The sequence below is a fragment of the Avibacterium volantium genome, assembly GCF_900635775.1.
GTDB classification, from domain to species: domain Bacteria; phylum Pseudomonadota; class Gammaproteobacteria; order Enterobacterales; family Pasteurellaceae; genus Avibacterium; species Avibacterium volantium.
Map to the genome: position 1 here is coordinate 1083976 of NZ_LR134167.1, position 23738 is coordinate 1107713.

General features: G+C 41.2%; 23 protein-coding genes and 3 tRNA genes. 13 read left to right on the forward strand and 13 right to left on the reverse strand.

Going from position 1 to position 23738, the window contains the following annotated elements:
* Positions 1–12: 12 nt before the first annotated feature.
* From psiE to cpdA, 3 genes are all read left to right on the forward strand, one after another.
* On the forward strand, positions 13–420 hold the full coding sequence (gene psiE / locus ELZ61_RS05270; RefSeq protein ID WP_126371967.1) for a phosphate-starvation-inducible protein PsiE: 408 nt from the start codon (positions 13–15) through the stop codon (positions 418–420).
* Positions 421–538: 118 nt separating this feature from the next.
* Entirely contained in the window at positions 539–1168 is a 630-nt protein-coding gene (nudF, locus tag ELZ61_RS05275) for an ADP-ribose diphosphatase (RefSeq protein ID WP_126373602.1), read from the forward strand.
* A gap of 141 nt (positions 1169–1309) precedes the next feature.
* Entirely contained in the window at positions 1310–2140 is an 831-nt protein-coding gene (gene cpdA / locus ELZ61_RS05280; protein WP_126371969.1) for a 3',5'-cyclic-AMP phosphodiesterase, read from the forward strand.
* A gap of 70 nt (positions 2141–2210) precedes the next feature.
* Here cpdA and ELZ61_RS05285 read toward each other — a convergent pair whose 3' ends face one another.
* Positions 2211–3383, reverse strand: coding sequence for an FAD-dependent monooxygenase (locus ELZ61_RS05285; RefSeq protein WP_126371971.1), 1173 nt, complete (start codon positions 3381–3383; stop codon positions 2211–2213).
* A 195-nt stretch (positions 3384–3578) separates the two neighbouring features.
* Here ELZ61_RS05285 and miaB point away from each other — a divergent pair, with 195 nt between their 5' ends.
* On the forward strand, positions 3579–5003 hold the full coding sequence (gene miaB / locus ELZ61_RS05290; protein ID WP_126371973.1) for a tRNA (N6-isopentenyl adenosine(37)-C2)-methylthiotransferase MiaB: 1425 nt from the start codon (positions 3579–3581) through the stop codon (positions 5001–5003).
* Between the two features lie 106 nt (positions 5004–5109).
* On the opposite strand, the gene ELZ61_RS05295 is transcribed toward miaB, so the two are convergent.
* The 6 genes from ELZ61_RS05295 to ELZ61_RS05320 all read right to left on the reverse strand — a co-directional run bounded on the left by ELZ61_RS05295 (position 5110) and on the right by ELZ61_RS05320 (position 9140).
* Positions 5110–6057, reverse strand: a complete 948-nt coding sequence (locus tag ELZ61_RS05295; RefSeq protein ID WP_126371975.1) for a ribose-phosphate pyrophosphokinase — start codon at positions 6055–6057, stop codon at positions 5110–5112.
* A 51-nt stretch (positions 6058–6108) separates the two neighbouring features.
* Positions 6109–7002: a 4-(cytidine 5'-diphospho)-2-C-methyl-D-erythritol kinase gene (gene ispE / locus ELZ61_RS05300; protein ID WP_126371977.1), complete on the reverse strand. Its 894-nt coding sequence runs from the start codon at positions 7000–7002 to the stop codon at positions 6109–6111.
* Positions 7002–7631, reverse strand: a complete 630-nt coding sequence (gene lolB / locus ELZ61_RS05305) for a lipoprotein insertase outer membrane protein LolB (RefSeq protein WP_126371979.1) — start codon at positions 7629–7631, stop codon at positions 7002–7004. The genes ispE and lolB overlap by 1 nt, the downstream gene beginning before the upstream one ends.
* Before the next feature lie 150 nt (positions 7632–7781).
* Complete coding sequence (arcA, locus tag ELZ61_RS05310; RefSeq protein ID WP_126371981.1) at positions 7782–8495, reverse strand: two-component system response regulator ArcA; 714 nt, start codon at positions 8493–8495, stop codon at positions 7782–7784.
* A 225-nt stretch (positions 8496–8720) separates the two neighbouring features.
* On the reverse strand, positions 8721–8864 hold the full coding sequence (gene ykgO, locus ELZ61_RS05315; RefSeq protein WP_103852716.1) for a type B 50S ribosomal protein L36: 144 nt from the start codon (positions 8862–8864) through the stop codon (positions 8721–8723).
* A gap of 9 nt (positions 8865–8873) precedes the next feature.
* Positions 8874–9140, reverse strand: a complete 267-nt coding sequence (locus ELZ61_RS05320; RefSeq protein ID WP_103852717.1) for a type B 50S ribosomal protein L31 — start codon at positions 9138–9140, stop codon at positions 8874–8876.
* 249 nt (positions 9141–9389) lie between these two features.
* Between ELZ61_RS05320 and ELZ61_RS05325 the strand changes: the two genes are divergently transcribed.
* Positions 9390–11105: a protein-disulfide reductase DsbD gene (locus tag ELZ61_RS05325; RefSeq protein ID WP_126371983.1), complete on the forward strand. Its 1716-nt coding sequence runs from the start codon at positions 9390–9392 to the stop codon at positions 11103–11105.
* A gap of 108 nt (positions 11106–11213) precedes the next feature.
* On the opposite strand, the gene trxA is transcribed toward ELZ61_RS05325, so the two are convergent.
* The 3 genes from trxA to ELZ61_RS05340 form a co-directional block, all read right to left on the reverse strand.
* A complete protein-coding gene (gene trxA, locus ELZ61_RS05330; protein ID WP_115249234.1) occupies positions 11214–11537 on the reverse strand; it encodes a thioredoxin in 324 nt (107 codons plus the stop codon).
* A 123-nt stretch (positions 11538–11660) separates the two neighbouring features.
* Positions 11661–12656 (reverse strand): 2-hydroxyacid dehydrogenase, encoded by a 996-nt coding sequence (locus ELZ61_RS05335; protein ID WP_103852720.1) that lies wholly within the window; start codon positions 12654–12656, stop codon positions 11661–11663.
* 18 nt (positions 12657–12674) lie between these two features.
* Entirely contained in the window at positions 12675–13784 is a 1110-nt protein-coding gene (locus ELZ61_RS05340; protein WP_126371985.1) for a methionine biosynthesis PLP-dependent protein, read from the reverse strand.
* A gap of 326 nt (positions 13785–14110) precedes the next feature.
* Here ELZ61_RS05340 and ELZ61_RS05345 point away from each other — a divergent pair.
* The 4 genes from ELZ61_RS05345 (at position 14111) to ELZ61_RS05360 (ending at position 15424) form a co-directional block, all read left to right on the forward strand.
* Positions 14111–14186 (forward strand) — tRNA-Gly (locus ELZ61_RS05345).
* A gap of 11 nt (positions 14187–14197) precedes the next feature.
* Positions 14198–14271: transfer RNA gene (locus ELZ61_RS05350), tRNA-Cys, on the forward strand.
* Between the two features lie 30 nt (positions 14272–14301).
* A tRNA-Leu gene (locus tag ELZ61_RS05355) sits at positions 14302–14388 on the forward strand.
* A gap of 382 nt (positions 14389–14770) precedes the next feature.
* On the forward strand, positions 14771–15424 hold the full coding sequence (locus ELZ61_RS05360) for an IS1595 family transposase (protein ID WP_126371987.1): 654 nt from the start codon (positions 14771–14773) through the stop codon (positions 15422–15424).
* A 142-nt stretch (positions 15425–15566) separates the two neighbouring features.
* Here ELZ61_RS05360 and prfC read toward each other — a convergent pair whose 3' ends face one another.
* Positions 15567–17156: a peptide chain release factor 3 gene (gene prfC, locus ELZ61_RS05365; RefSeq protein ID WP_126371989.1), complete on the reverse strand. Its 1590-nt coding sequence runs from the start codon at positions 17154–17156 to the stop codon at positions 15567–15569.
* A gap of 182 nt (positions 17157–17338) precedes the next feature.
* On the opposite strand from prfC, the gene ELZ61_RS05370 reads away from it, so the two are divergent.
* From ELZ61_RS05370 to ELZ61_RS05385, 4 genes are all read left to right on the forward strand, one after another.
* Positions 17339–18199: a phosphoribosylaminoimidazolesuccinocarboxamide synthase gene (locus ELZ61_RS05370; protein ID WP_126371992.1), complete on the forward strand. Its 861-nt coding sequence runs from the start codon at positions 17339–17341 to the stop codon at positions 18197–18199.
* Positions 18200–18282: 83 nt separating this feature from the next.
* Positions 18283–19122, forward strand: coding sequence for an SDR family oxidoreductase (locus ELZ61_RS05375; protein WP_126371995.1), 840 nt, complete (start codon positions 18283–18285; stop codon positions 19120–19122).
* Positions 19123–19213: 91 nt separating this feature from the next.
* A complete protein-coding gene (gene argG / locus ELZ61_RS05380; RefSeq protein ID WP_115249357.1) occupies positions 19214–20554 on the forward strand; it encodes an argininosuccinate synthase in 1341 nt (446 codons plus the stop codon).
* 101 nt (positions 20555–20655) lie between these two features.
* Positions 20656–21528, forward strand: a complete 873-nt coding sequence (locus ELZ61_RS05385) for a VirK/YbjX family protein (RefSeq protein WP_126371997.1) — start codon at positions 20656–20658, stop codon at positions 21526–21528.
* 49 nt (positions 21529–21577) lie between these two features.
* Here ELZ61_RS05385 and ELZ61_RS05390 read toward each other — a convergent pair whose 3' ends face one another.
* The gene (locus tag ELZ61_RS05390; protein WP_103853147.1) at positions 21578–22045 is read right to left on the reverse strand and encodes an Lrp/AsnC family transcriptional regulator; all 468 of its coding nucleotides are present in this window, start codon (positions 22043–22045) and stop codon (positions 21578–21580) included.
* A gap of 140 nt (positions 22046–22185) precedes the next feature.
* On the reverse strand, positions 22186–23709 hold the full coding sequence (locus ELZ61_RS05395) for a YfcC family protein (protein ID WP_126371999.1): 1524 nt from the start codon (positions 23707–23709) through the stop codon (positions 22186–22188).
* Positions 23710–23738: the final 29 nt, after the last annotated feature.

Sequence of the window (23738 nt, forward strand, 5' to 3'; positions counted from 1 at the left end):
AAGGAAAATAAAATGAGTGAAAAACGTTTTTTTCCACAGGGGATTTCGTCCTTTTTGCAGTGGATTTTGAATGTTTCCTTGCTCATTCTCGCCTTAATTTTGGTGGTCTTTCTGGCGAAAGAAACCTATGCTTTAGCCCTTGTGTTATTTGAGCAATCAAAAGAAGCTTCTTATTTGTTGGTGGAAAAAATTGTGGTGTATTTCCTTTATTTTGAGTTTTTAGCTTTGATTGTGAAATACTTCAAAACCGATTATCACTTTCCACTGCGTTATTTTTTATATATCGGGATCACCGCAATGGTGCGCTTAATCATTGTGGATCATTCTAGCCCAGTAAATACTTTGCTCTTTTCTGGCTCGATTTTGCTAATGGTAATCGCGTTATTCTTGGTTAGCTCCGATCGCCTGAAGAAAAGTTAGCCGATTTTTCACAGGTTTTGTGAACAAGGTCAAATTTTTCAACAAAGATCAGAAAAATTACATTTTTTTTTGCAAAAAACTGGCGTATTCTTAGCAAAATTTTATACGAGGAAAAATGATGTCCGACTTACAGCAATTTACCCAACAGGATATTGAAATTATCAAGGAAGAACCGCTTTATAACGGTTTTTTTAATTTAAAGAAAGTCTATTTTAAACATAAGCTGTTTGCTGGCGGTGAAAGCGGTGTAGTAACCCGTGAATTGCTGGTGAAAGGCGCAGCTTCTGTGGTGGTGGCTTATGATCCTGATGCAGATAGCGTGGTAATGGTGGAGCAGGTGCGCATCGGTGCTTATAACCCACAGCTTAGCCAATCCCCGTGGTTGTTAGAATTGATCGCCGGTATGGTGGAAGAAGGCGAGCAACCCGATGAAGTGGCGCTGCGTGAAAGCCAAGAAGAGGCAGGCGTACAAGTAGAACATCTGCGTGAAGTGATGAGCTTTTGGGATAGCCCTGGTGGCATTGTGGAACGCATTCATTTATTTGTCGGCAAAGTAGATAGCCAAAAAGCGCAGGGTATTCACGGCTTGGCCGATGAAAATGAAGATATTCGCGTTCACGTTATCCCGCGTCAAACTGCTTACGAATGGGTTTGCAATGGCAAGATTGATAATGGCTTAGCGGTAACAGGTTTGCTGTGGCTACAATTAAATTACCTTTCTTTACAAAAAGAATGGTCAAAAATGTGAACTGGATCGAATTTTTAATAGAAAATTTGGCGTAAACTTTGATCCCGCTAGCATTTTTTAGATTTACCTAATGCAATTTTTTTTCAAATTCGTAACGTATAACAAAAATTAATAATAAATATAACAGGAGGAGAGCGTACTTTGGTCGATACTTATACATATCCAACGGACAATGACGTTGTACGTTTGGTGCAGATTACAGATCCTCATTTGTTTAAGGACGAAAACGGTGAATTGCTTGGCATCAACACCCAAGCCAGCTTCAACCAAGTTTTAAGTGAAATTAAGCAAAGTGATTTTGATTATGAGTTGGTTCTTGCCACAGGGGACTTGGTGCAAGACAGTAGCAGTGAAGGGTATTTACGTTTTTGCGAAACAGTGCAGTGCTTAGAGAAAATGGTGTTTTGGATCCCCGGAAATCACGATTTTCAACCTAAGATGTTTGATATTCTTAATCATAATAACGGCAACATTAATCCGCTTAAACATCTTTTAATTGGTGAACACTGGCAGATTTTAATGCTTGATAGCCAAGTTTTTGGCGTACCTCACGGACAGCTCGGACAATATCAGATTGATTGGCTGTTATCTAAACTGAAAGATTATCCAGAGCGCTATTCTTTGGTGGTGTTGCATCACCATATCTTATCTACGAACTCTGCTTGGCTAGATCAGCATAATTTACGCAATGCGTTAGATTTAGCCTATGCCTTATCACCATTTAACAATGTGAAAGGCATTTTATATGGACATATCCACCAAGCTGTGGATAGCGAATGGAAGGGCTATAAAGTGATGGCAACGCCGTCCACCTGCATTCAATTTAAACCTGATAGCAACAGCTTCGCTTTGGACACATTACAACCTGGTTGGCGTGAAATTGAGCTTTACAATGATGGACGCATTGAAACCCGAGTGAAACGTATCCAACAAGCTACATTCCTACCGAATATGCTCGGGGAGGGCTATTAGTTGAGGAAGAGCAAATAACTAAGTGCGGTGATTTTTCACCGCATTTTTATAGTTATTTACTCCTGACTTACTATAACCCCAACGCATACTTCAATGCCTGTTTTTTCAATGGTGTGGCTTTGGACGCTAAGAAAAGGGCGGCGTTGCGGGCGATTTTGACGGGCAACAATTCTGTTTTAAAGCCTTTGTAGAATAAATCCATCGCTGATTGCATTAGTAAATTGTCTTTTTGGCGCAAGGCTTGGTATTTTTTTAGTACCTCATCAGAAGCAAAATTTTGCTGATTTTGTACCGCACTTTCCATCACTTGTAACAGCGCTTTCACATCTTTAAAGCCTAAATTTACCCCTTGCCCAGCCAATGGATTAATCGTGTGAGCGGCATCGCCCACTAGCACAATGCCTTGATGATAATATTGCTGAGCGTGGCGGCGGGTGAGGGCAAAACTGCCTGCTTTTTGCACCTTAACTTGACCTAATCTTGCAGGGAAAGATTGCTCAATAGTGTGGGCTAATTTTTCTTTGGATAATTGTTTCAGTTGAGTGATTTTTTCTGGGCGGTCATACCACACAAGGCAAGCCTGTTGCCCTTCAAGGGGTAAAAAAGCTCTTGGGCCAGAAGGGAAAAATTGCTGCCAAGTGATGTCTTGTTGTGGTAATTCGGTGTCCACCAAAATTAATAAACAATCTTGGCGATATTGCCAGCCCGTTACGCCAATGCCGGCTATTTGGCGCAGTTGCGAATTTGCACCGTCTGCGGCAATCACTAAGGGGGCGGAATATTGTTCACCATTGGTTAAAAAAATCTGCCAATTTTCACCGCACTTTTCAGCCCGTTCCACTTTCGCCTGCAAGTTACTTTGCACGTTTTCAAGCTTGGAAAAGGCTTGCCATAAGCCAAGTTGGATCACGTTGTTTTCCACCATATAACCGAGTTCGGAATGATCTAATTCTTCGCAATGAAAGTAAGTAGAAAAGCCGTCAATTTCCCAGGTTTCTAAGGCGCGATAGGGGCAAATGCGCATTTTTTCGATATATTGCCAACTTTGTAATTGTTGCAGTAATTGGACAGAAGCAAGGCTAATGGCGGAAATGCGTAAATCATAAGGGGAGTTGTTATGAAAAGTGGGTAATGGCGCACCTTCAATCACTTGCACGTTTAGCCCTAATTGCCCTAAGCCTACGGCACAAGCCGCACCAACCATTCCGCCGCCAACAATAATTACATCGCGTTGCGTATTCATTTTTGCCTCTTTTTTATCCGAAAAGTGCGGTAATTTTTTGTCAAATTTTGCCCCGCACTTGCATTTTTCACTGTCTGTTAGTTTACCTTTTATGAGTAAAATTCAAAAGAAAAGATTATTTTAACTAGCCACCACCAGCACAAGTCGGTAAAATAGCCAGTCGATTTTTACAGGTTAAACGATTTAAAGCAAATTATGACGCAAAAATTACATATTAAAACGTGGGGCTGCCAGATGAATGAGTATGACAGCTCAAAAATGGCAGATTTATTAAACAGCACGCACGGCTTGGAATTAACGGATATTCCAGAAGAAGCGGACGTGTTGTTGTTGAACACTTGCTCTATTCGTGAAAAAGCGCAGGAAAAAGTGTTCCATCAATTAGGGCGTTGGAAAGAATTAAAGAAAACCAACCCTGGTTTAGTGATCGGCGTGGGCGGTTGTGTGGCATCACAAGAGGGCGAGCATATTCGTAGCCGCGCGCCTTATGTGGATATTGTCTTTGGCCCGCAAACCTTGCACCGCTTGCCTGAAATGATCAACCAGATCCGTGGCGGTAAAAGCTCCGTGGTGGACGTCAGTTTCCCTGAAATTGAGAAATTTGACCGCTTGCCAGAACCGCGCGCTGAAGGCCCAACGGCGTTCGTATCAATTATGGAAGGCTGTAATAAATATTGTACTTTCTGCGTGGTGCCTTACACCCGTGGTGAAGAAGTAAGCCGTCCCCTTGATGATGTGCTATTTGAAATCGCACAGCTGGCAGAACAAGGCGTGCGTGAAGTGAATTTATTAGGGCAAAACGTGAATGCTTATCGCGGCCCAACCCACGATGGCGGTATTTGTTCTTTCGCTGAATTATTGCGTTTAGTGGCAGCGATTGATGGTATCGACCGTGTGCGTTTCACCACCAGCCACCCAATTGAATTTACTGATGACATTATTGATGTGTATGCGGACACGCCTGAATTAGTGAGTTTCTTACACTTGCCAGTGCAAAGTGGTTCTGATCGTATTTTGAATTTAATGAAGCGTGGGCATACGGCGTTGGAATATAAATCCATTATTCGCAAATTACGCAAAGTGCGCCCTGATATTCAAATCAGCTCTGATTTTATCGTTGGTTTCCCTGGGGAAACGGAGCAAGATTTTGAAGATACGATGAACTTGATCGCACAAGTGAATTTCGATATGAGTTTTAGCTTTATCTATTCTGCTCGTCCGGGAACGCCTGCGGCGGATATTCCTGATGATGTAAGCGAAGATGAGAAAAAACAGCGTTTATATGTGCTACAACAACGCATTAACAACCAAGCTGCACAATTTAGCCGCGCAATGCTTGGCACAGAACAGCGCGTGTTAGTGGAAGGGCCATCGAAGAAAGATTTAATGGAACTCACCGGCCGCACGGAAACCAACCGTATCGTAAACTTTGTGGGAACGCCAGATATGATCGGCAAATTTGTCGATATTAAAATCACCGATGTGTTCACCAATTCACTGCGCGGTGATGTGGTGCGTACCGAAGATCAAATGGGTTTACGTGTAGTGCAATCACCACAAGCGGTGATTAACCGTACACGCAAAGAAGATGAACTCGGCGTGGGGTATTATCAAGGCTAGCTCAACCAAACAGTGATCATAATGTCAATTTTTGAGTGTTGAGATACTTATTGAAAAAAAGCTGATTACAATGTAATCAGCTTTTTGTTTTATCATTCTATAGCAATTAACTAAACATTGCAGAGATTGATTCTTCGTTACTGATACGACGAATCGCTTCGGCAAGCATACTTGAAAGTGTAAGCACACGCACTTTACCCAAGGCTTTGATTTCTGGGCTAAGTGGAATAGTGTCGGTTACCACGATTTCATCAAGGGCATCGCTGGCAAGATTTTTTGCCGCTGAACCTGAGAATACTGCGTGAGTTGCATAAGCAAAAACGCGTCTTGCGCCACGCTCTTTCAACGCTTCTGCCGCTTTGCATAATGTTCCACCCGTGTCGATCATATCATCAACGAGAATACAATCACGTCCAGCTACATCACCAATAATATGCATAACCTGTGCGACATTGGCTTTTGGACGGCGTTTATCAATGATTGCCATATCAGTATCGTTGAGTAATTTTGCCACTGCACGAGCGCGAACCACACCACCAATATCAGGTGAAACCACGATTGGATTTTCAAGATCGGTTTTCTTTAAAATATCGTGAATTAATACTGGCGAACCAAATACGTTATCCACAGGAACACCAAAGAAACCTTGAATTTGCTCAGCGTGAAGATCACAGGTTAAAACACGATCTACCCCTACGCTCGATAAGAAATCCGCCACCACTTTTGCGGTGATAGGTACACGTGCAGAGCGCACACGGCGATCTTGGCGAGCATAGCCGAAATAAGGGATTACCGCAGTGATACGGCCTGCTGATGCACGGCGTAAAGCATCAACCATCACAAGTAATGCCATTAGGTTGTCATTTGTTGGTGCGCAGGTTGATTGGATAATGAAAACATCGCTACCACGCACGTTTTCATTGATCTGCACTTGAATTTCGCCATCGCTAAAGCGTCCCACGGTGGCATCACCGAGTGAAAGGTATAAGCGTTCAGAAATTCGTTTTGCTAGTTCTGGCGTTGCATTACCAGCGAAAAGTTTTATGTCAGGCATTGTAAAATTAACCTCAGAATTTTAGATGGAAGAATGTGTAAAATATTGATCTCATTGGAATAAATGCTCCATCATTTGGTGTAATGGCGAAACATTTAGCCCTTTTGCAACAAAACCAAAACAGTCTTTTGGCTTATTTAGAAATACCGCTTGAGCAGATTGAGCATCGTCAAATTCTGCGAAAACACAAGCCCCTGTTCCCGTTAATCTTGCGGGTGCATATTGTAACAACCAGCCCAGCAGTTCTTCAACCTCTGGATAATGATCTCGCACAATTTTTTCGCAATCGTTTGTATAATTTTCAGCTAAAAGTTGTGAAAGTGGTTTTTTCGGGGTATTGCGTGGCAAATTGGGATCTTGAAAAATGATGCCTGTGGAAATAGAAACTTCAGGTTTTAGCACTACATACCATTTTTCAGCAGGATTACAATAGTGAATTTTTTCCCCCACGCCTTCTGCAAACGCCGCTTTGCCGTGGACAAAAATAGGCACGTCAGCGCCCAGCTGTAATCCTAACTGAGCTAATTTTTCAAGGGAACATTGTGTTTTCCACAAAGCATTAAGGGCAACAAGTGTGGTAGCCGCATTTGATGAGCCACCACCAACGCCTCCGCCCATAGGCAAGATTTTATCTAAATGGATATTCGCCCCAAGCTGGCAGCCCGTGTGCTGTTGGAGTAAACGCGCTGCGCGATAAATTAGGTTATCTTCTTGTTTTAAATGGGGAATTTGTGGGGAAAGCATAATTTGTGAATCGTCCCGCACGTCAATTTCCAGCCAATCGCCAAAATCTAAAAATTGGAACAAGGTTTGCAATTCGTGATAACCATTTTCCAAGCGCCCATTAATATAAAGAAACAGATTTAATTTTGCTGGGCTAGGAAAACGGTAGCGTCCATTTTTCGCTGGAACGGAAAGTGCGGTGGAAAAATGATAATTTTTCATTAGTATTTCCAATGATTAACGCGAATTTTCAGGGTTTGTGCGTCATTTTTTAGCAAAATATCCCGTGGTAGTGCAGGCGAGCGGTCTTGATGATAATTCAAATAATCCACCGTCCATTGCTCACCATTGACGGCATAAGTAAAGTTGGCGAGCAAATGGTTCTCACCCACATTGTAATCCTGTTGATTATTTGGTTCACCTTTCAACCAAGTGGCCAGCTGGGTGAGCGGAATATCCATTCCGATAATTTCGCGTAATAATGCTTGGGCATCTTTAGCCGAGCGTTGGCGTCCTTTTTCATCTGAAATGGTTAAACCTTGCGCGTGCATTTTAAAGGTGAGTTTGGAACTGCTTAAGGCTGAAGAAAGCACCAGTGTATAGGATTTCGGGTTTTGATATTGCCAATCAAAGGCGGTGGAAAAACGCTGTTTGGCGCTGATATAGCCAATTTGTCCTTCCGCTTGATAAGCACTAATTTGTTGAATTTGTTGCAAATGTTTCTGCCAAGTGCGGTCGTTTTTTTCAATATATTGCACATTGGTTGGGCGGTTATCATCAATATCAAGGGCGCAGCCTGCTAATAACAAGCTGATAAATAAAGGAATAAAAAGGGTTTTTAAGAATTTCATTGCGTTATACCGAGAAAATTTTGAGATATTGTAAGGGGTTAGGGGGGATTAGTAAAGGAAAGCCGTTTAAGGATAAAGCATAAAATAAGTGCGGTGGAAAAATTTTTATTTTTTGCACCGCACTTAAGTAATTTAAGAAATTAAGGGACTCTACCCCTCAATCTCCCCACAAAACCGATACCCTTCACCGTGGATAGTTGAGATAAGTTCTGGGGTGTCGGGGTGATCTTCAAAATGTTTACGAATGCGACGAATAGTAACGTCCACCGTTCTATCTTGTGGCTTTAGTTCTCGCCCTGTCATTTTTTTCAATAATTCTTCGCGAGATTGGATTTTTCCGGGGTTTTCGCAGAATTGTAACATTGCACGAAATTCGCTACGTGGGAGTTTGTATTCTTCGCCTTCTGGATTAATTAAGGTGCGGCTGTTGAGATCTAACGTCCAGCCGTTGAAACGATATTGTTCCACTGGTTGCGAGCTTTGCTTGGTGTTTTCAGTCATCGTACGTTGTAATAAATTTCTCGCGCGAATAGTTAATTCTCTCGGATTAAAAGGCTTGGTGATGTAATCATCAGCACCGATTTCTAAACCTAAAATTTTATCTACTTCATTATCACGCCCAGTTAAGAACATTAACGCCGTGTTGGTGGTTTCGCGCAATTCTCGTGCGAGCATTAGCCCATTTTTACCAGGTAAATTAATGTCCATAATGACAAGATTAATGTCTTGGCTGGAGAGAATTTTGTGCATTTGTACGCCATCATTGGCTTCAAATACGTCATATCCTTCTGCTTCAAAAATGCTTTTTAGCGTGTTTCTTGTAATGGTTTCATCTTCAACGATTAAAATTTTTGCGGTAACCATATTCGCATCTCTTCCTTTCCAATATTGATTGGCGAGTTAAAACTAACAATTCTAGGGTATTCTAAGTTTGCCATTGTATAATTGCAACATTATTGTAACAAGTAGGATAAATGAATTCTGCGTGCTTTTATGATCTAAATCATAGGTTTTATTGCTTTATTTTATAAAAAAGAAACGCTCTCTGAAAAATTCAGAGAGCGATATGGAAATATATCTTATAACATCTTAGCGTTTTTTCTTTTTGCCCCCTTGACGCGCTTTAAAGCGTGGATTTTCTTTACAAATAACATACACCACTCCTTGGCGGCGCACCACTTTGCATTTTGGGTGGCGCGTTTTGGCGGTTTTTAATGAAGAAAGTACTTGCATTATTTGTCCTTATTTTGATTTGAGTGAGCCGAATTTACTGTATCTATTTAGGAAGCTACTTGCTCTGCCCTCGTTATTAATTTGTCTGGTTTTTCCTGTATAAAATGGGTGCGATGCAGATGAAGTATCACACATAAAGACAGGATACTCTTTGCCATCTTCCCACTTCATTGTTTGAGTGGTTCTGGCGCAAGAACGAATTAAAAAGCCTTGTTTGGCATTGCTGTCGTAAAAAAGTACAGTGCGGTAATTTTCTGGGTGAATCCCTTTTTTCATTTGATAACTCCTTATTTTTCACTGCGAAATAACTAGGCTGGGCATACTATATCAAATAGGAACGATTATCAACTCTTATTTTTCTTTGAGAAATAAGTGTGGCTGTTAAGAATCTTAAGACAACGAAGAAAATAAGATAAAGTGAAAGAACTCAAGACTTTTTATACATCTCGTGCGTTGATACTGTGCTAGAATGAAGCCACATAGATTAGCTTTAGGTTTTAACATTCAATAGGTTAGCAAGCGAGAATGAAAAAGATTTTTACCTTTTTGCTTTGTTTTTGCACCGCACTTGTGGTGCAGGCAGGGCTTTTTGATAGCAAACCGCAATTTTTGAAGGCTGATGATGCTTTTCAATTTTCTGCTCAATCTCAGGCGGAAAACTTACAATTAGCGTGGCAAATTGCGCCAGATTATTATCTCTACAAAAAAGAAATCTTGCTTGAACAAGGGGAACAAAAGGTCGCAAATCTGCCTTTTCCGTCAGCAGAAAAATATCAAGATGAATTTTTTGGTGAAACGGAAATTTACCGTGATCATCTCACTTTAAATGTGCCGATTTCATCAACAACGCCACAAACCTTTTCTGTTACCTACCAAGGTTGCACGAAAGGCTTTTGCTATCCGCCTGAAACCAAAACCGTGCAATGGCAGCCTTTCGCAACCCATTCCTCAGAAAAAACGGCACAAAAAAACACCGCACTTTTACCTACGTTAAATGAACAACAATCCTTGGCACAACGCCTGTTTGAAAGCAAATATGCGGTATTTGGCTTTTTCTTATTAGGCTTAGGCTTGGCGTTCACCCCTTGTGTATTGCCAATGTTGCCGCTGCTTTCGGCCGTGGTGATTGGCAGCGGGCAACGCCCAAGCACGGCGCGCGCGTTGGGATTAAGCCTTGCTTATGTGCAAGGAATGGCGCTCACTTATACTTTACTCGGGCTAGCCGTGGCCGCCATCGGATTGCCTTTCCAAATTGCGTTGCAAAGCCCTTATGTACTCATCGGTTTATCGGTGATTTTCGTTCTGCTCGCCTTATCAATGTTCGGTATGTTCACCTTACAACTGCCATCATCATTACAAACCAAGCTCACCTTGTTAAGCCAAAAACAAAAGAGCGGTGCATTTGGCGGCGTTTTTGTGATGGGAATGATCGCAGGCCTTGTGGCATCACCTTGCACTTCCGCACCGCTATCGGGCGCATTGCTTTATGTGGCGCAAAGCGGTGATCTATTTACTGGCGCAATTACCCTTTATTTACTTGCGTTGGGAATGGGCGTGCCACTGATTTTAGCCACGGTTTTCGGCAACCGAATTTTGCCAAAATCAGGCGAATGGTTAGAAAAAGTGAAAGTGATTTTCGGCTTTGTAATGCTTGCCTTGCCGGTTTTCCTGCTTTCTCGTATTTTGCCTGAAATCTGGGAAAATCGTTTATGGGCGTTGCTTGGCGTGTCTTTCTGCTTATGGGCGGGCTTGCAAATCAAAGGGCAGGGCATTGGCTGGGCGTTGCGTATTGGATTTTTTATCTTAGCGATGATCTTGGTGAAACCACTGCAAACTTGGTTCTGGAATGAACCTGATTTAGCGCAATCAACACGCACGCATCAAACCGCGTTCCAAAAAGTAAACAGTTATGACGAGCTACAAAAAATCTTGCAAAAAAATGACCGCACTTTTGCAATGCTTGATCTTTATGCCGATTGGTGCGTGGCTTGTAAAGAGTTTGAAAAATATACTTTTTCCGCTCCTAACGTTCAGCAGGCCTTTGACGATATTTTATTGTTACAAGTAGATATGACAAAAAATAGCCCAGAAAACAAAGTGTTAATGGAAAAACTGAATGTACTAGGCCTACCCACCATCATCTTTTTTGATAAACAAGGCAACGAAATTGAACCCGCCCGCATTACGGGATTTATGAATGCTGATGAATTTTTGGAGTGGTTGGAAGTGCGTTTGGATTAGACAACCCACAGGTGTAGCATTTGTAGAATGCCAGGTTAAGCGAGGTATAGTACAAGATTTACATAATTAAAACAAACCCCATCATCTGATGGGGTTATTCTTGGTGGATTAACTATTTTGTGCAATAAACGCCGCTAATTGATTTTTAGGCAATGCGCCTACTTGCGAAGCAACGGCTTTTCCTTCTTTAAACATTAATAAAGTTGGAATGCTGCGAACGCCAAATTGGGCTGGTGTTGCTTGGTTTTCGTCAATATTGATTTTCACAATTTTCACTTTATCGCCTAATTCTGCTGCTAATTCATCAAGAATTGGGCCAACCATACGGCAAGGACCACACCAAGGTGCCCAGAAATCTAATAATACAGGCACATCTGATCTTAAAACATCAGCTTCGAAAGTGGCATCAGTTGTATGTAATACTTCACTCATTTTATTTTCCTTATTTGTCTTGTCTATTGTCTAATTTGCCATAGGTTATGGCGTTTTCCTGAATATGAGGCGATGATAGCACAAATTCAAGCTATCATCACTAATCAATGTAATTGTTAAAAATTAAGATGGTAGCACTAAATTCGGGCAAGGTTTGCCTGTTTTTAGGCTGTAAATATTTTCTAGCGTTACGTTAGAAATACTGGTCAGCGCTTCTTCCGTTAAGAATGCCTGATGCCCTGTGAGCAACACATTATGACACGAAGATAAACGGCGGAAGACATCGTCTTGAATCACTTCGTTGGATTTATCTTCAAAGAACAGATCGCGTTCATTTTCATAGACGTCCATTCCTAATGCGCCAATTTTGCGTTGTTTTAAGGCATCAATCGCTGCTTGTGTATCGATCAACGTGCCGCGGCTGGTGTTAATAATCATCACACCATCACGCATTTTGGCAAAAGCATCGCGATTGAGTAGATGATAGTTTTCTGGCGTAGCAGGGCAGTGCAGAGTGATAATTTGCGATCTGGCATATAATTCATCAAGCGAAACATATTCTGCACCCAATTCTTCCGCAACAGGATTTTTAAACGGATCGTAAGCTAAAATGTGCATACCAAACCCTTTTAAAATACGCATTACGGCAATGCCAATTTTCCCTGTACCAATCACTCCAACTGTGCGCCCGTGCATATTGAAGCCGGCCAATCCTTCAAGGGAAAAATTCGCTTCACGTGTACGTTGATAAGCGCGGTGAATACGGCGATTTAGGGTCAGCATTAAACCTACGGTATGCTCAGCCACCGCTTCTGGCGAATAAGCTGGTACACGAACCACTTGAATGCCTAATTCTTGTGCGGCCTTGAGATCCACATTATTAAAACCAGCGCAGCGCAAGGCTACCATTTTTACTCCAAGTGCGGCCAATTTTTCCAAGACTTTTCGGCTGCCATCGTCATTCACAAAAATGCACACCACATCGCAATGTTCTGCCATTTTGGCGGTAGATTCCGTGAGCATAAAATCAAAGAATTCCAGCTCAAATCCATACTTCACATTGACTAATTCTAAATATTTGCGATCGTAGCTTTTGGTGCTATAAACAGCGACTCTCATTCTATTCTCCCTGTTTTGTTATTTTAATTGGGCGAAGGCTTGTAACAGATCCGCTTTGAGATCTTCCACATCTTCCAAGCCCACCGAGAAACGTAGCAGACAGTTGCACACGCCACGGGCAATACGTTCCGCCTCGGGAATATCCATATGGGTTTGAGTTGCTGGATAAGTGATGAAACTTTCTGTGCCACCTAAACTTTCCGCAAAAGTAATCAATTTAATGGCTTTTAAGAATGGATTAACCCAAGCCTCATCTTGCAAACGGAAAGAGAGCATTCCCCCTTTATTTGGATAAAGCACATCTTTCACTTGTGGCTGCTCAGCAAGGAATTTCGCGAGTTCTTGCGCATTTTTTTGATGACGTTCCATACGCAACGCCAAGGTTTTCATTCCACGAATGGTCAAAAAGCTATCAAATGGCGAAAGCACTGCGCCCGCACCATTTTGAATATAAAATAGACGATCACAAAGCTCTTGTCCATTGGCTACCACCAAGCCCACTAAGGCATCATTATGCCCTGCGATATATTTTGTTCCGCTGTGGATCACAATATCCGCGCCACATTCCAAAGGACGGAATAGCACCGGCGTTAAGAATGTATTATCTACGATAAGTAATAAATTGTGCTTTTTCGCCAATTTTGCAATGGCTGGCACATCACATTCTTCCATTAATGGATTTGACGGCGTTTCCACAAAAATCGCTTTGGTATTTGGTGTAATCGCCTGCTCAATGGCGTCAAGAGAGGCCGTATTCACATAAACTGGCTTCACTCCGTGAGTATTTTTATAGGCAAAATCTAATAAACGATAAGTGCCGCCATACACATCGCTAGACACAATCCATTCATCGGGCGCGGCGAATAATTGCATAATTAACTGAATTGCCGCCATACCAGAAGCGCAAGCAAAACCACGTTCGCCGCCTTCTAATTTAGCAATGGTTTCTTCTAAAACAGTGCGCGTAGGGTTTTTCGTACGGGTGTAATCGTATCCCGTGCTTTCTCCAATGCCGTGATGACCATAGGCGGTAGAAAGGAAAATAGGCGTGGAAACTGCCCCTGTTCTTTCATCTGTGCGATTGCCTGCTTGCGCGAGTAGTGTTTCGATTTTGTATTGCTGTGTCATATTATTCCTCGTAAAAATTGCAAAAATTTCACCGCACTTTTATTCAGCAAGAGAGAGAATGATGCCGTGCAGTATGGATAAATAGCATTGCCACATTTTGGCACAAAGGATCGCCTGTTTAAAGTAGATTTTAAATTTAGTTTTGCGATGAGATAAAAAGATTAAAAACGATCTAAAATTATCCATAAATCGCTTTGTTTTAAAGCATATTTACGCATCTTGCATTTTTTTTCATCAATCAATAATATTTTTTCATATTTTTAATTGACAGCGTTCAAGAAGTCAGTAAAATGCACGCCACTGACAGCGAATGTGTTGCAGCGAAAGCGGGAATAGCTCAGTTGGTAGAGCACGACCTTGCCAAGGTCGGGGTCGCGAGTTCGAGCCTCGTTTCCCGCTCCAATTTACGCTACGGCGTGTTAGCAAAGCGGTTATGCACTGGATTGCAAATCCATGTAGCTCGGTTCGACTCCGGGACACGCCTCCATAATGCAACCGCAGTCAGCAATATCACTCAGCCCGAGTGGTGAAATCGGTAGACACAAGGGATTTAAAATCCCTCGACTTTCGAGTCGTGGCGGTTCAAGTCCGCCCTCGGGCACCATTTGAAAACACAAATAAATCAATAAGATAGTCGCCAAGAGTAGCTTTTTTATATCTCATTTTTACCGCACTTTTTCTTTTGGTGCCCATTTGGTGACTATTTTTAGCCTATCTTAAAAATTCTGATAAGCCATTTTCTCTTAATTTGGTGACCAATGGTCACTAAATTTCAGATGTGTGAGCGGTTAGATGTAAATCATTTTATGCGAATTCCCCACGTAAAATAGAAATTCTTTTTATATTTCAATATGATAGGTTTTCGTTTTGATAAAACCAGATCTTTTTTAACTGAAAATCACTGAAATTAACTGTAAATTTTTCAGTTAAGATCACATTTACTTTTTGGGGCTGTAGTAGATTAGCAACAATGCTATACTACAAAAATGAAGATAACATATTGTAAATTAAAGAAATCTATACAGAAAAAACTGCTTGAGTTTTTTGTCGCAGAAGTTACTGCAAGAACAGCAGCAAATTTGCTAGATATTCAACCGAATACAGCCGCTTTGTTCTACCATAAAATCAGGCTTGTGATTGGCTATCATTTATCCCTTGAAGTTAACGAGATTTTTGAGGGGGAAATTGAACTAGACGAAAGCTATTTTGGTGGTCATCGAAAGGGAAAACGAGGACGAGGAGCGGCTGGAAAAGTTGCTGTTTCTGGGTTACTAAAACGACAAGGAAAGGTATTTACTGTTGTGGTTGAAAACACCAAGAGTGAAACATTACTCCCTGTTATTAAAAGAAAAATCAAGCCTGATAGCTGGGTTTATACGGATACTTATCGCAGTTATGATGCGCTTGATGTGAGTGAATTTCACCACGAACGAATCAATCATTCCGAGCTATTTGCGGTGAAACAAAATCATATTAATGGCATTGAAAATTTTTGGAATCAGGCGAAGCGGATACTGCGAAAATATAATGGAATTAACCGAAAAAACTTTCCTTTATTCTTGAAGGAATGTGAATTTCGGTTTAACTTTGGGACACCAAAAGAGCAGTTAAAAATATTGCGAAAATGGTGTGAAATTTAGGTCTAATCTACTACAGCCCCTACTTTTTTCTAAGATCCCTTTTCCGTCCTAGCTTTAGATAATTTTTTTCTATGAAATTTAATCGTAAAATGATTATGTTAGATGATAAAAATGGGCATTGCACCCATTTTGATTTCTTACATTAATGCTCTCTTGTTTTAAAGAACGCGACATCAGGATAACGCTCTTGGGCAAGATTGAGATTGACCATTGTTGGCGCAATATAAGTGAGATTATCCCCCCCATCTAGCGCAAGATTTTGTTCATTTTTGCGTTTAAATTCTTCAAATTTCTTCGCATCATCATATTCCACCCAACGTGCCGTGGCAACATTTACAGTTTCGTAAATGGCTTCCACGTTATATTCTGATTTTAAGCGTGCAACCACCACATCAAATTGTAGCACCCCAACCGCACCAACAATTAAATCATTATTGGTTAATGGGCGGAAAACTTGCACCGCACCTTCTTCGGAAAGTTGCACCAAACCTTTGAGTAATTGCTTTTGTTTGAGCGGATCTTTAAGACGAATGCGGCGGAATAATTCTGGCGCAAAGTTTGGAATGCCAGTGAATTTTAATTCTTCGCCTTGGGTAAAGGTATCGCCAATTTGGATTGTTCCGTGGTTATGCAAGCCGATAATATCACCGGCATAGGCTTCATCTGCGTGGGTGCGATCGCCAGCCATAAAGGTGAGTGCATCAGAAATCACCACATCTTTGCCGATACGAACGTGGCGCAGTTTCATTCCTTTTTCATATTTACCTGAAACAATACGCATAAATGCAACACGGTCGCGGTGCTTAGGATCCATATTGGCTTGGATTTTAAATACAAATCCGGTCAATTTTTCTTCGCTACTTTCTACAATGCGTGTATCCGCTTGGCGAGCTTGCGGCGCGGGAGCCCACTGGGTTAAGCCATCAAGAAAATGATCAACACCAAAGTTACCCAATGCCGTTCCAAAGAACACAGGGGTTAGTTCGCCACTTAAAAAGAGTGGGAGATCGAATTCGTTAGACGCACCTTTCACCAGCTCTAATTCATCGCGTAATTGTTGCGCTAAATCTGAACCTACGGCTTCATCTAACTCAGGATTATCAAGGCCTTTCACCACGCGCACTTCCTGAATGGTATGCCCTTGTCCTGTTTGGTAAAGATAGGTTTCGTCTTTGTATAAATGATACACACCTTTGAAAAGCTTTCCGCAACCAATTGGCCAAGTGATAGGCGCACAATGGATATTTAATACGCTTTCCACTTCGTCCAATAATTCCATTGGATCACGAATATCACGGTCTAACTTATTCATAAAGGTGAGAATTGGCGTGTCGCGCAGACGGGTAACTTCCATCAATTTAATGGTTCGTTCCTCAACCCCTTTTGCGCTGTCAATGACCATTAAGCAGCTATCTACCGCGGTCAAAGTGCGGTAAGTATCTTCCGAGAAATCTTCGTGTCCGGGGGTATCAAGCAAATTCACCAAGCATTCGTTATAAGGAAATTGCATTACGGAGGTGGTGATGGAAATTCCCCGTTGTTTTTCCATTTCCATCCAGTCGGATTTCGCGTGCTGGGCTGAGCCTTTTCCTTTTACTGAGCCTGCTTTTTGAATGGCATTTCCGTAAAGCAACACTTTTTCCGTAATGGTGGTTTTACCCGCATCGGGGTGGGAAATAATCGCGAAAGTTCGGCGTTTATTAACTTGTTGTGGATAATCGTTTACAGACATTGTTCTCTCATCATTCTTTTTATGGCGAAAAATAGAGGCTATTTTCCCTGATATTGCCTTTATTCTCAATCTTTTATTTCTTTTTTGCGAAAATAAAAAAATTAAGCAATCGTTTGCTTCAAAAGGGGAAAAAGTGCGGTACAATATGCAACAGTTTTTTCACGAATTAAAAAGAGGCCAAAATGAGCGAGCTAAGTTTAAAAAAAATCTATTCGGGCAAAGTGCGCGATCTCTATGAAATTGACGATAAACGAATGCTGATGGTTGCCACCGATCGTTTATCTGCGTTTGATGTGATTTTAGATGATCCTATTCCGCGCAAAGGCGAAATTCTTACCCAGATTTCCAATTTTTGGTTTAACAAATTAGCCTCAATTATGCCGAATCATTTCACTGGCGACACGGTGTATGATGTGTTACCGAAAGCGGAAGCGGATTTAGTCAAAGATCGCGCGGTTGTTTGTAAACGCTTAACGCCGATTAAAATTGAATCTATCGTGCGTGGCTATCTTACAGGAAGCGGCCTAAAAGACTACTTACAAACAGGCACAATTTGTGGCTTGGAATTACCAAAAGGCTTGCAAGAAGCGAGCAAATTACCTGAACCCATTTTTACTCCGTCAAGCAAAGAAGAAGTGGGCAATCACGACATCAATATCAGTTATGCAGAATGTGAACGATTGATTGGTGCAGAACTGGCAGCCCAAGTGAAAGAAAAAGCGCTCGCCCTTTACAAAGCTGCGGCAGAATATGCCCTGACTAAAGGCATTATTATTTGTGATACCAAATTTGAATTTGGCTTGGACGAAAATGGCACACTCACCCTAATGGACGAAGTGCTTACGCCAGATTCAAGCCGTTTTTGGTCGGTGGATACTTACCAAGAGGGTATCAATCCGCCTTCTTTTGATAAACAATTTATCCGCGATTGGCTGGAAAACAGTGGCTGGAATAAAGAACCCCCAGCGCCAAAAGTTCCCGCAGATGTCATTCAAAAAACTGTGGATAAATACCAAGAAGCGTTGGATTTATTGACGAAATAATTAATCTGCAAGCAAATTATTTTTAAGTGCGGTGCTTTTTCGGCTAGAATTGGGTCGCACGATAATTTGATAATTGAGGTAATATGCGATCTGTTGCAATCGTTGGATTAGGTTGGTTGGGGTTGCCCCTTGCGCGCCATTTAAAACATTTAGGCTGGACGGTGAAAGGTACGAAACGCACGCACGATGAAGTGGAGCAAATGCGTTTAATGCGATTTGAAACCTATCATTTGTTGCTTGAGCCTGAAATTAACGCTGATCCTGATGATTTATCGGCGCTGTTGGCGGTGGACAGCCTTGTCATTAACATTCCGCCAAGTCAATATTTCTTCAATGTGCAGGATTATATGCAGGGCATTAAAAATCTGGTGAATGAAGCGTTAAATCACGGCGTTCAGCATTTTATTTTTATTAGCTCTAGCTCTGTTTTTCCGATGCAAAATGGACATTTTGATGAAACGCAGATCCCGCAGCCAGACAGTGAAATTGGGCAGGGCTTGCTGGAAATTGAACAATGGTTGGCGGCATTACCGAATGTGGATTGCGATATTATCCGCTTTGCTGGACTGGTTGGAGCAGATCGTCACCCTGTCTATTCATTGGCAAATAAACAAGCAGTGCAGCAGGGCAACACGCCAGTGAATTTGGTGCATATTGATGATTGCGCGCGCGCCATTCAGCTTTTGCTTGAAACGCCAAGCGGACAGCGGTTGTATCATCTTTCTGCGCCCCATCACCCGCCCAAAGCACAATATTATGGGCAAATGGCGGAAAAACTGGGGTTAATTGCACCGCACTTTGTATGTTCTTCTGATGATCCTAAGCGGATTATTGAAGGTAATAAAATTTGCCAAGAGCTGGATTTTGTTTATCAATATCCCGATCCAGATTTGATGATCCCAACGCAAGAAAAATCTCTTTAATATCGCATAGACTTTAAAGGCAATTTCATTGATAATAAGCCGATTTAAAATCACGCAAACGATAACTTAAATAAAACCATAAGGTATTACTATGTCAAACACGATTTTACAAAGCCTTCCAGTAGGGCAAAAAGTTGGAATTGCCTTTTCAGGCGGATTAGATACCAGTGCAGCATTGCTTTGGATGCGTCAAAATGGCGCAATTCCTTATGCATATACAGCAAATTTAGGCCAGCCTGATGAAGAAGACTACAACGCGATTCCACGCAAAGCGATGGAATACGGTGCGGAAAACGCACGTTTAATCGACTGCCGCAGCCAGCTTGCGCACGAGGGGATTGCTGCAATCCAATGTGGTGCGTTCCATATTTCTACTGGTGGCGCAACCTACTTCAACACCACGCCATTAGGTCGCGCGGTAACTGGCACAATGCTGGTTTCTGCAATGAAAGAAGATGATGTAAATATCTGGGGCGATGGTAGTACCTTTAAAGGCAACGATATTGAACGTTTTTATCGTTATGGCTTATTAACCAATCCAAATTTAAAAATTTACAAACCTTGGTTAGATAACCGTTTTATTGAAGAGCTTGGTGGCCGCCACGAAATGTCTGAATTCTTAATCGCGAATGGTTTTGAATACAAGATGTCGGTGGAAAAAGCCTATTCAACAGATTCCAATATGCTTGGCGCAACGCACGAAGCGAAAGATTTAGAATTATTAAGCCGTGGCATTCGCATTGTAAACCCAATTATGGGCGTGCCATTCTGGCGTGAAGATGTAGAAATCAAACCTGAAGAAGTAACCGTACGCTTTGAAGAGGGCGTGCCAGTGGCGTTAAATGGCAAATCATTTAGCGATTTAGTGGAACTCTTCCTTGAAGCCAACCGCATTGGTGGTCGCCACGGCTTGGGAATGTCGGATCAAATCGAAAACCGCATTATCGAAGCGAAATCTCGTGGAATTTATGAAGCGCCAGGAATGGCATTATTACACATTGCTTACGAGCGTTTACTGAGCGCAATCCACAACGAAGACACCATTGAACAATACCGTATTAACGGCTTACGTTTAGGACGCTTATTGTATCAAGGCCGTTGGTTTGATCCGCAAGCGTTAATGTTGCGTGAAACCGCGCAACGCTGGGTTGCCCGTGCGATCACAGGGGAAGTTACCCTTGAGTTACGCCGTGGTAACGATTATTCCATCTTAAACACCTCATCTGCGAACAGCACTTATCACCCAGAGCGTTTGAGTATGGAAAAAATTGAAAATGCGCCATTCGATCCATTAGATCGTATCGGTCAATTAACAATGCGTAACTTAGACATTGTGGATACTCGCGATAAATTAGGGATTTACACCCAAACTGGGTTACTCAGCATTTCAAAAGAATCTTTCTTACCGCAATTAAGCCATAAGAAAGATTAATTAAAACCTTGTGAAAATTTGACCGCACTTTTATTACATTGAAAGTGCGGTCATTTTTTATTAAAATTTCTGCCTTATTTTGGCTTTTTATCGGTGTTTTTATGTCTAGCTTGTTTTCTTTTCCTGATTTTAAAACCTTGCAACCTTATGATAAGCGATTCCTAAAAAGATTACGTTCTCGTATTCGTTACTATTTCTATCGCTTGCAATGTTATAAAGAATGTAATCAGTTTGTTCATTTTCTTAATCAGAACCCTCAGTGGCTACCTATTTTTGAAAAAGTACCTTATCGCTGCAATGCTGTTTTAAGAAAGTATTGCGATACCCGTTTTAGCAAGAAAGCTCGTATTCAAGCAATCTTAAATAACTTTGAATTATCAGAAAAATTTTTGGGAACATCCATTGTTGATAAGTTGGCAAAACAAAATCACATTTTATTATCTGAGTTACCTGATGGTTTGAAGCTTTATCTGAACATTAATGCCATAGATCCTTTTGAAGGTTTTTTATCCATTAATATTAAGAATCAGGACAATGAAAGTGTGTATGATTCATCTTTCACTTTTTTATCTCCAAATCAATTATTAATCGCTTCAATTCAAGGGCCTAATGAGGAGAATTCTCAACAATTGGTTAAATCAGCAACCAAATCATTACATGGGATTCGTCCGATGTTTATGATTGTTAATGTATTTAAATTATTAAGTCAGCTCTGGGATTGTGAATTAATTGCTATAGCTCATAAGAACCAATCTAAATACCGCTGGAATGATTTTAATCGACTTTTATTCAACTATGACGAATTTTGGCAAGAAAACAATGGAAAGCTGAATACACAAGGTTATTGGGCGTTACAGTTAGAGATTGAGCGTAAGCCTTTGGAAGAAATCCAAAGTAAAAAACGTTCTATGTACCGTAAACGCTATGAAATGTTGGATAAACTGGAAACCGATTTAAGCGCAGTATTTAACTAAAAATAAGCCCAAAAGTTACCGCACTTTTGGGTTTTGTTTTTTACGGAAATTAAAGTGGAAGTTCGGTGGTGTTTTTGACGGTTTTTAGGGCGATTTCAGATTTGATATTTTTAATGCCAATTTCTTTGGTGAGATAACGCATTTTGATGGAGTGAAATTCTTCAAGGTCGGAAACAAATAATTTTAGAATAAAATCATAATCTCCCGCCATTAGATGACATTCTGCAATTTGGGGTAGGGATTTCATTTCGAACATAAAGCGTTCGCGGACTTTGAGATCTTCTTCAAAAAATGAACCTAGCACATAAATCACCAGATTGCAGTTAAGTTTTTGCGGATTAAGCAAAGCGACATAATTATCAATCACGCCACTTTGCTCTAATATATTAACTCGGCGTAAACAAGCGGAATTAGATAATCCCACTTCTTTGGCTAGCTCGTTATTTTGCAAGCGTCCATTGCGTTGTAATGCTCTTAAAATGCGAGTATCGATATTATCAAACACTTTCTTAGCCATACGTTATCCTTGTGTAGCTTTGTGCGAAATCGATTATAACAAGATAATCTGGGTAAAACTGTGATCTAGGTTATTGTTTGGCAGATTCTTTGCAAAAAAAGCACTTGCGTACAATTTGCTTGTACGCAAGTGTATAGATGCTAGGTGTAAAGTGAAACTTGCACAACGAGTAAGATTGAACCTATTACTAGCAAGCATCCAATCATTGGCATCACAAAACGCACCCATTTGTTAAATGGAATGTTGAGCATTTGCAGAGTAACTAGAACAAGTCCTGTTGGGGCAAGGAATAACATTGCGTATTGCCCCCAGTTGTAGGCAGATACAATGATGTGTCTTGGAATGCCCACGGTGTCTGCAAGTGGTGCCATAATTGGCATTGCAAGCACCGCCAAACCAGATGAAGACGGCACAATCAAGCCAAGGAAGATGAAAATCACAAGTTGCGCCAAAATAAACACACTACCCGGTACACCAGAAACCAGTTCTGATGCGTAGGCAAGAATGGTGTCAGAAATCATTCCTTCATCAAGTACAAGGTTTACCCCACGCGCTAAACCGATGATAAGAGAAACCCCTACGAGCTCAGATGCCCCTTCAGTAAAGGCATTGACGATTTCTTTTTCTTTCAGTTTAGAGATAAACATAATGATAATTGTGATGGTAAGGAAAGAAGCCGCCATTTGTGGGAACCACCAGCCTCCGAACATCACTCCCCAAACCATAATTGGAAACGCGATGCAGAACAGCATTAAAATGATTTTTCTGCGCGTGGTGAATTCAATGATCTGGGTTGTATCAATGTTTTTCATATATTTTTGGACAAATTCTTCGCGATCTTCATAGGTATAAGATGCAGTTGGATCGGCTTTTACTTTTTTGCAGTACCAGTAAAGATAAGCGATAACACAAATTGAGCCGAGAATTAATCCTGCAAATCGCCAAGTAATCCCTTCTGTAAATGGAATACCTGCCGCATTGGAAGCGATCACCACAGAGAATGGATTAATGGTGGAAAATGCCGTCCCCATTGATGCGGCAAGGAAAATTGCCCCTACGCAAACTATTGCATCATAACCCAAAGCAAGAAATACGGGAACGAGAATAGGATAGAAAGCAACTGCTTCTTCTTCAATACCGCAAGTTGTACCGCCAATAACCATTAGCACAGATACGCAGAAAACAATTAAAAATTCATTGCCTTTGGTGCGATTGGCCAGTGCGGTTAGCCCCGCGTTAAAAGAGCCTGTGCGGTTAATCACCCCGATCATTCCCCCTAATACGAAGATAAAGACCATAATATCTGCGGCATCAATCGTACCTTGCACCATACTGATAGCAATATCTTGCAGGGTTTTAGGATTTTGTTGAACACGTTGATAAGTTCCCGGAATGGCAATCGGTTTTTTGATTGTGCCTTCGGTGAAGTTTGATAATTCAATTTTAATATTTAAATTATCAAGGGATTCTTTGGTGGCTGGTAAAACGGTATCTTCTTGCTGATAAGTTTTTACCACAAAGACATTATTTGCCGAATTATAAGTGAGCTTGGAATAAGAACCGGCTGGAATAATCCAAGTGAGTGCTACAGCAATAATTAAAATGACAAATAAAATTGAAAATGCTGACGGAAAGTTAAAGGTCTTTTTATGTGTGTTTTCCATAATATACTCCTTTATATACAGCAAGTTAT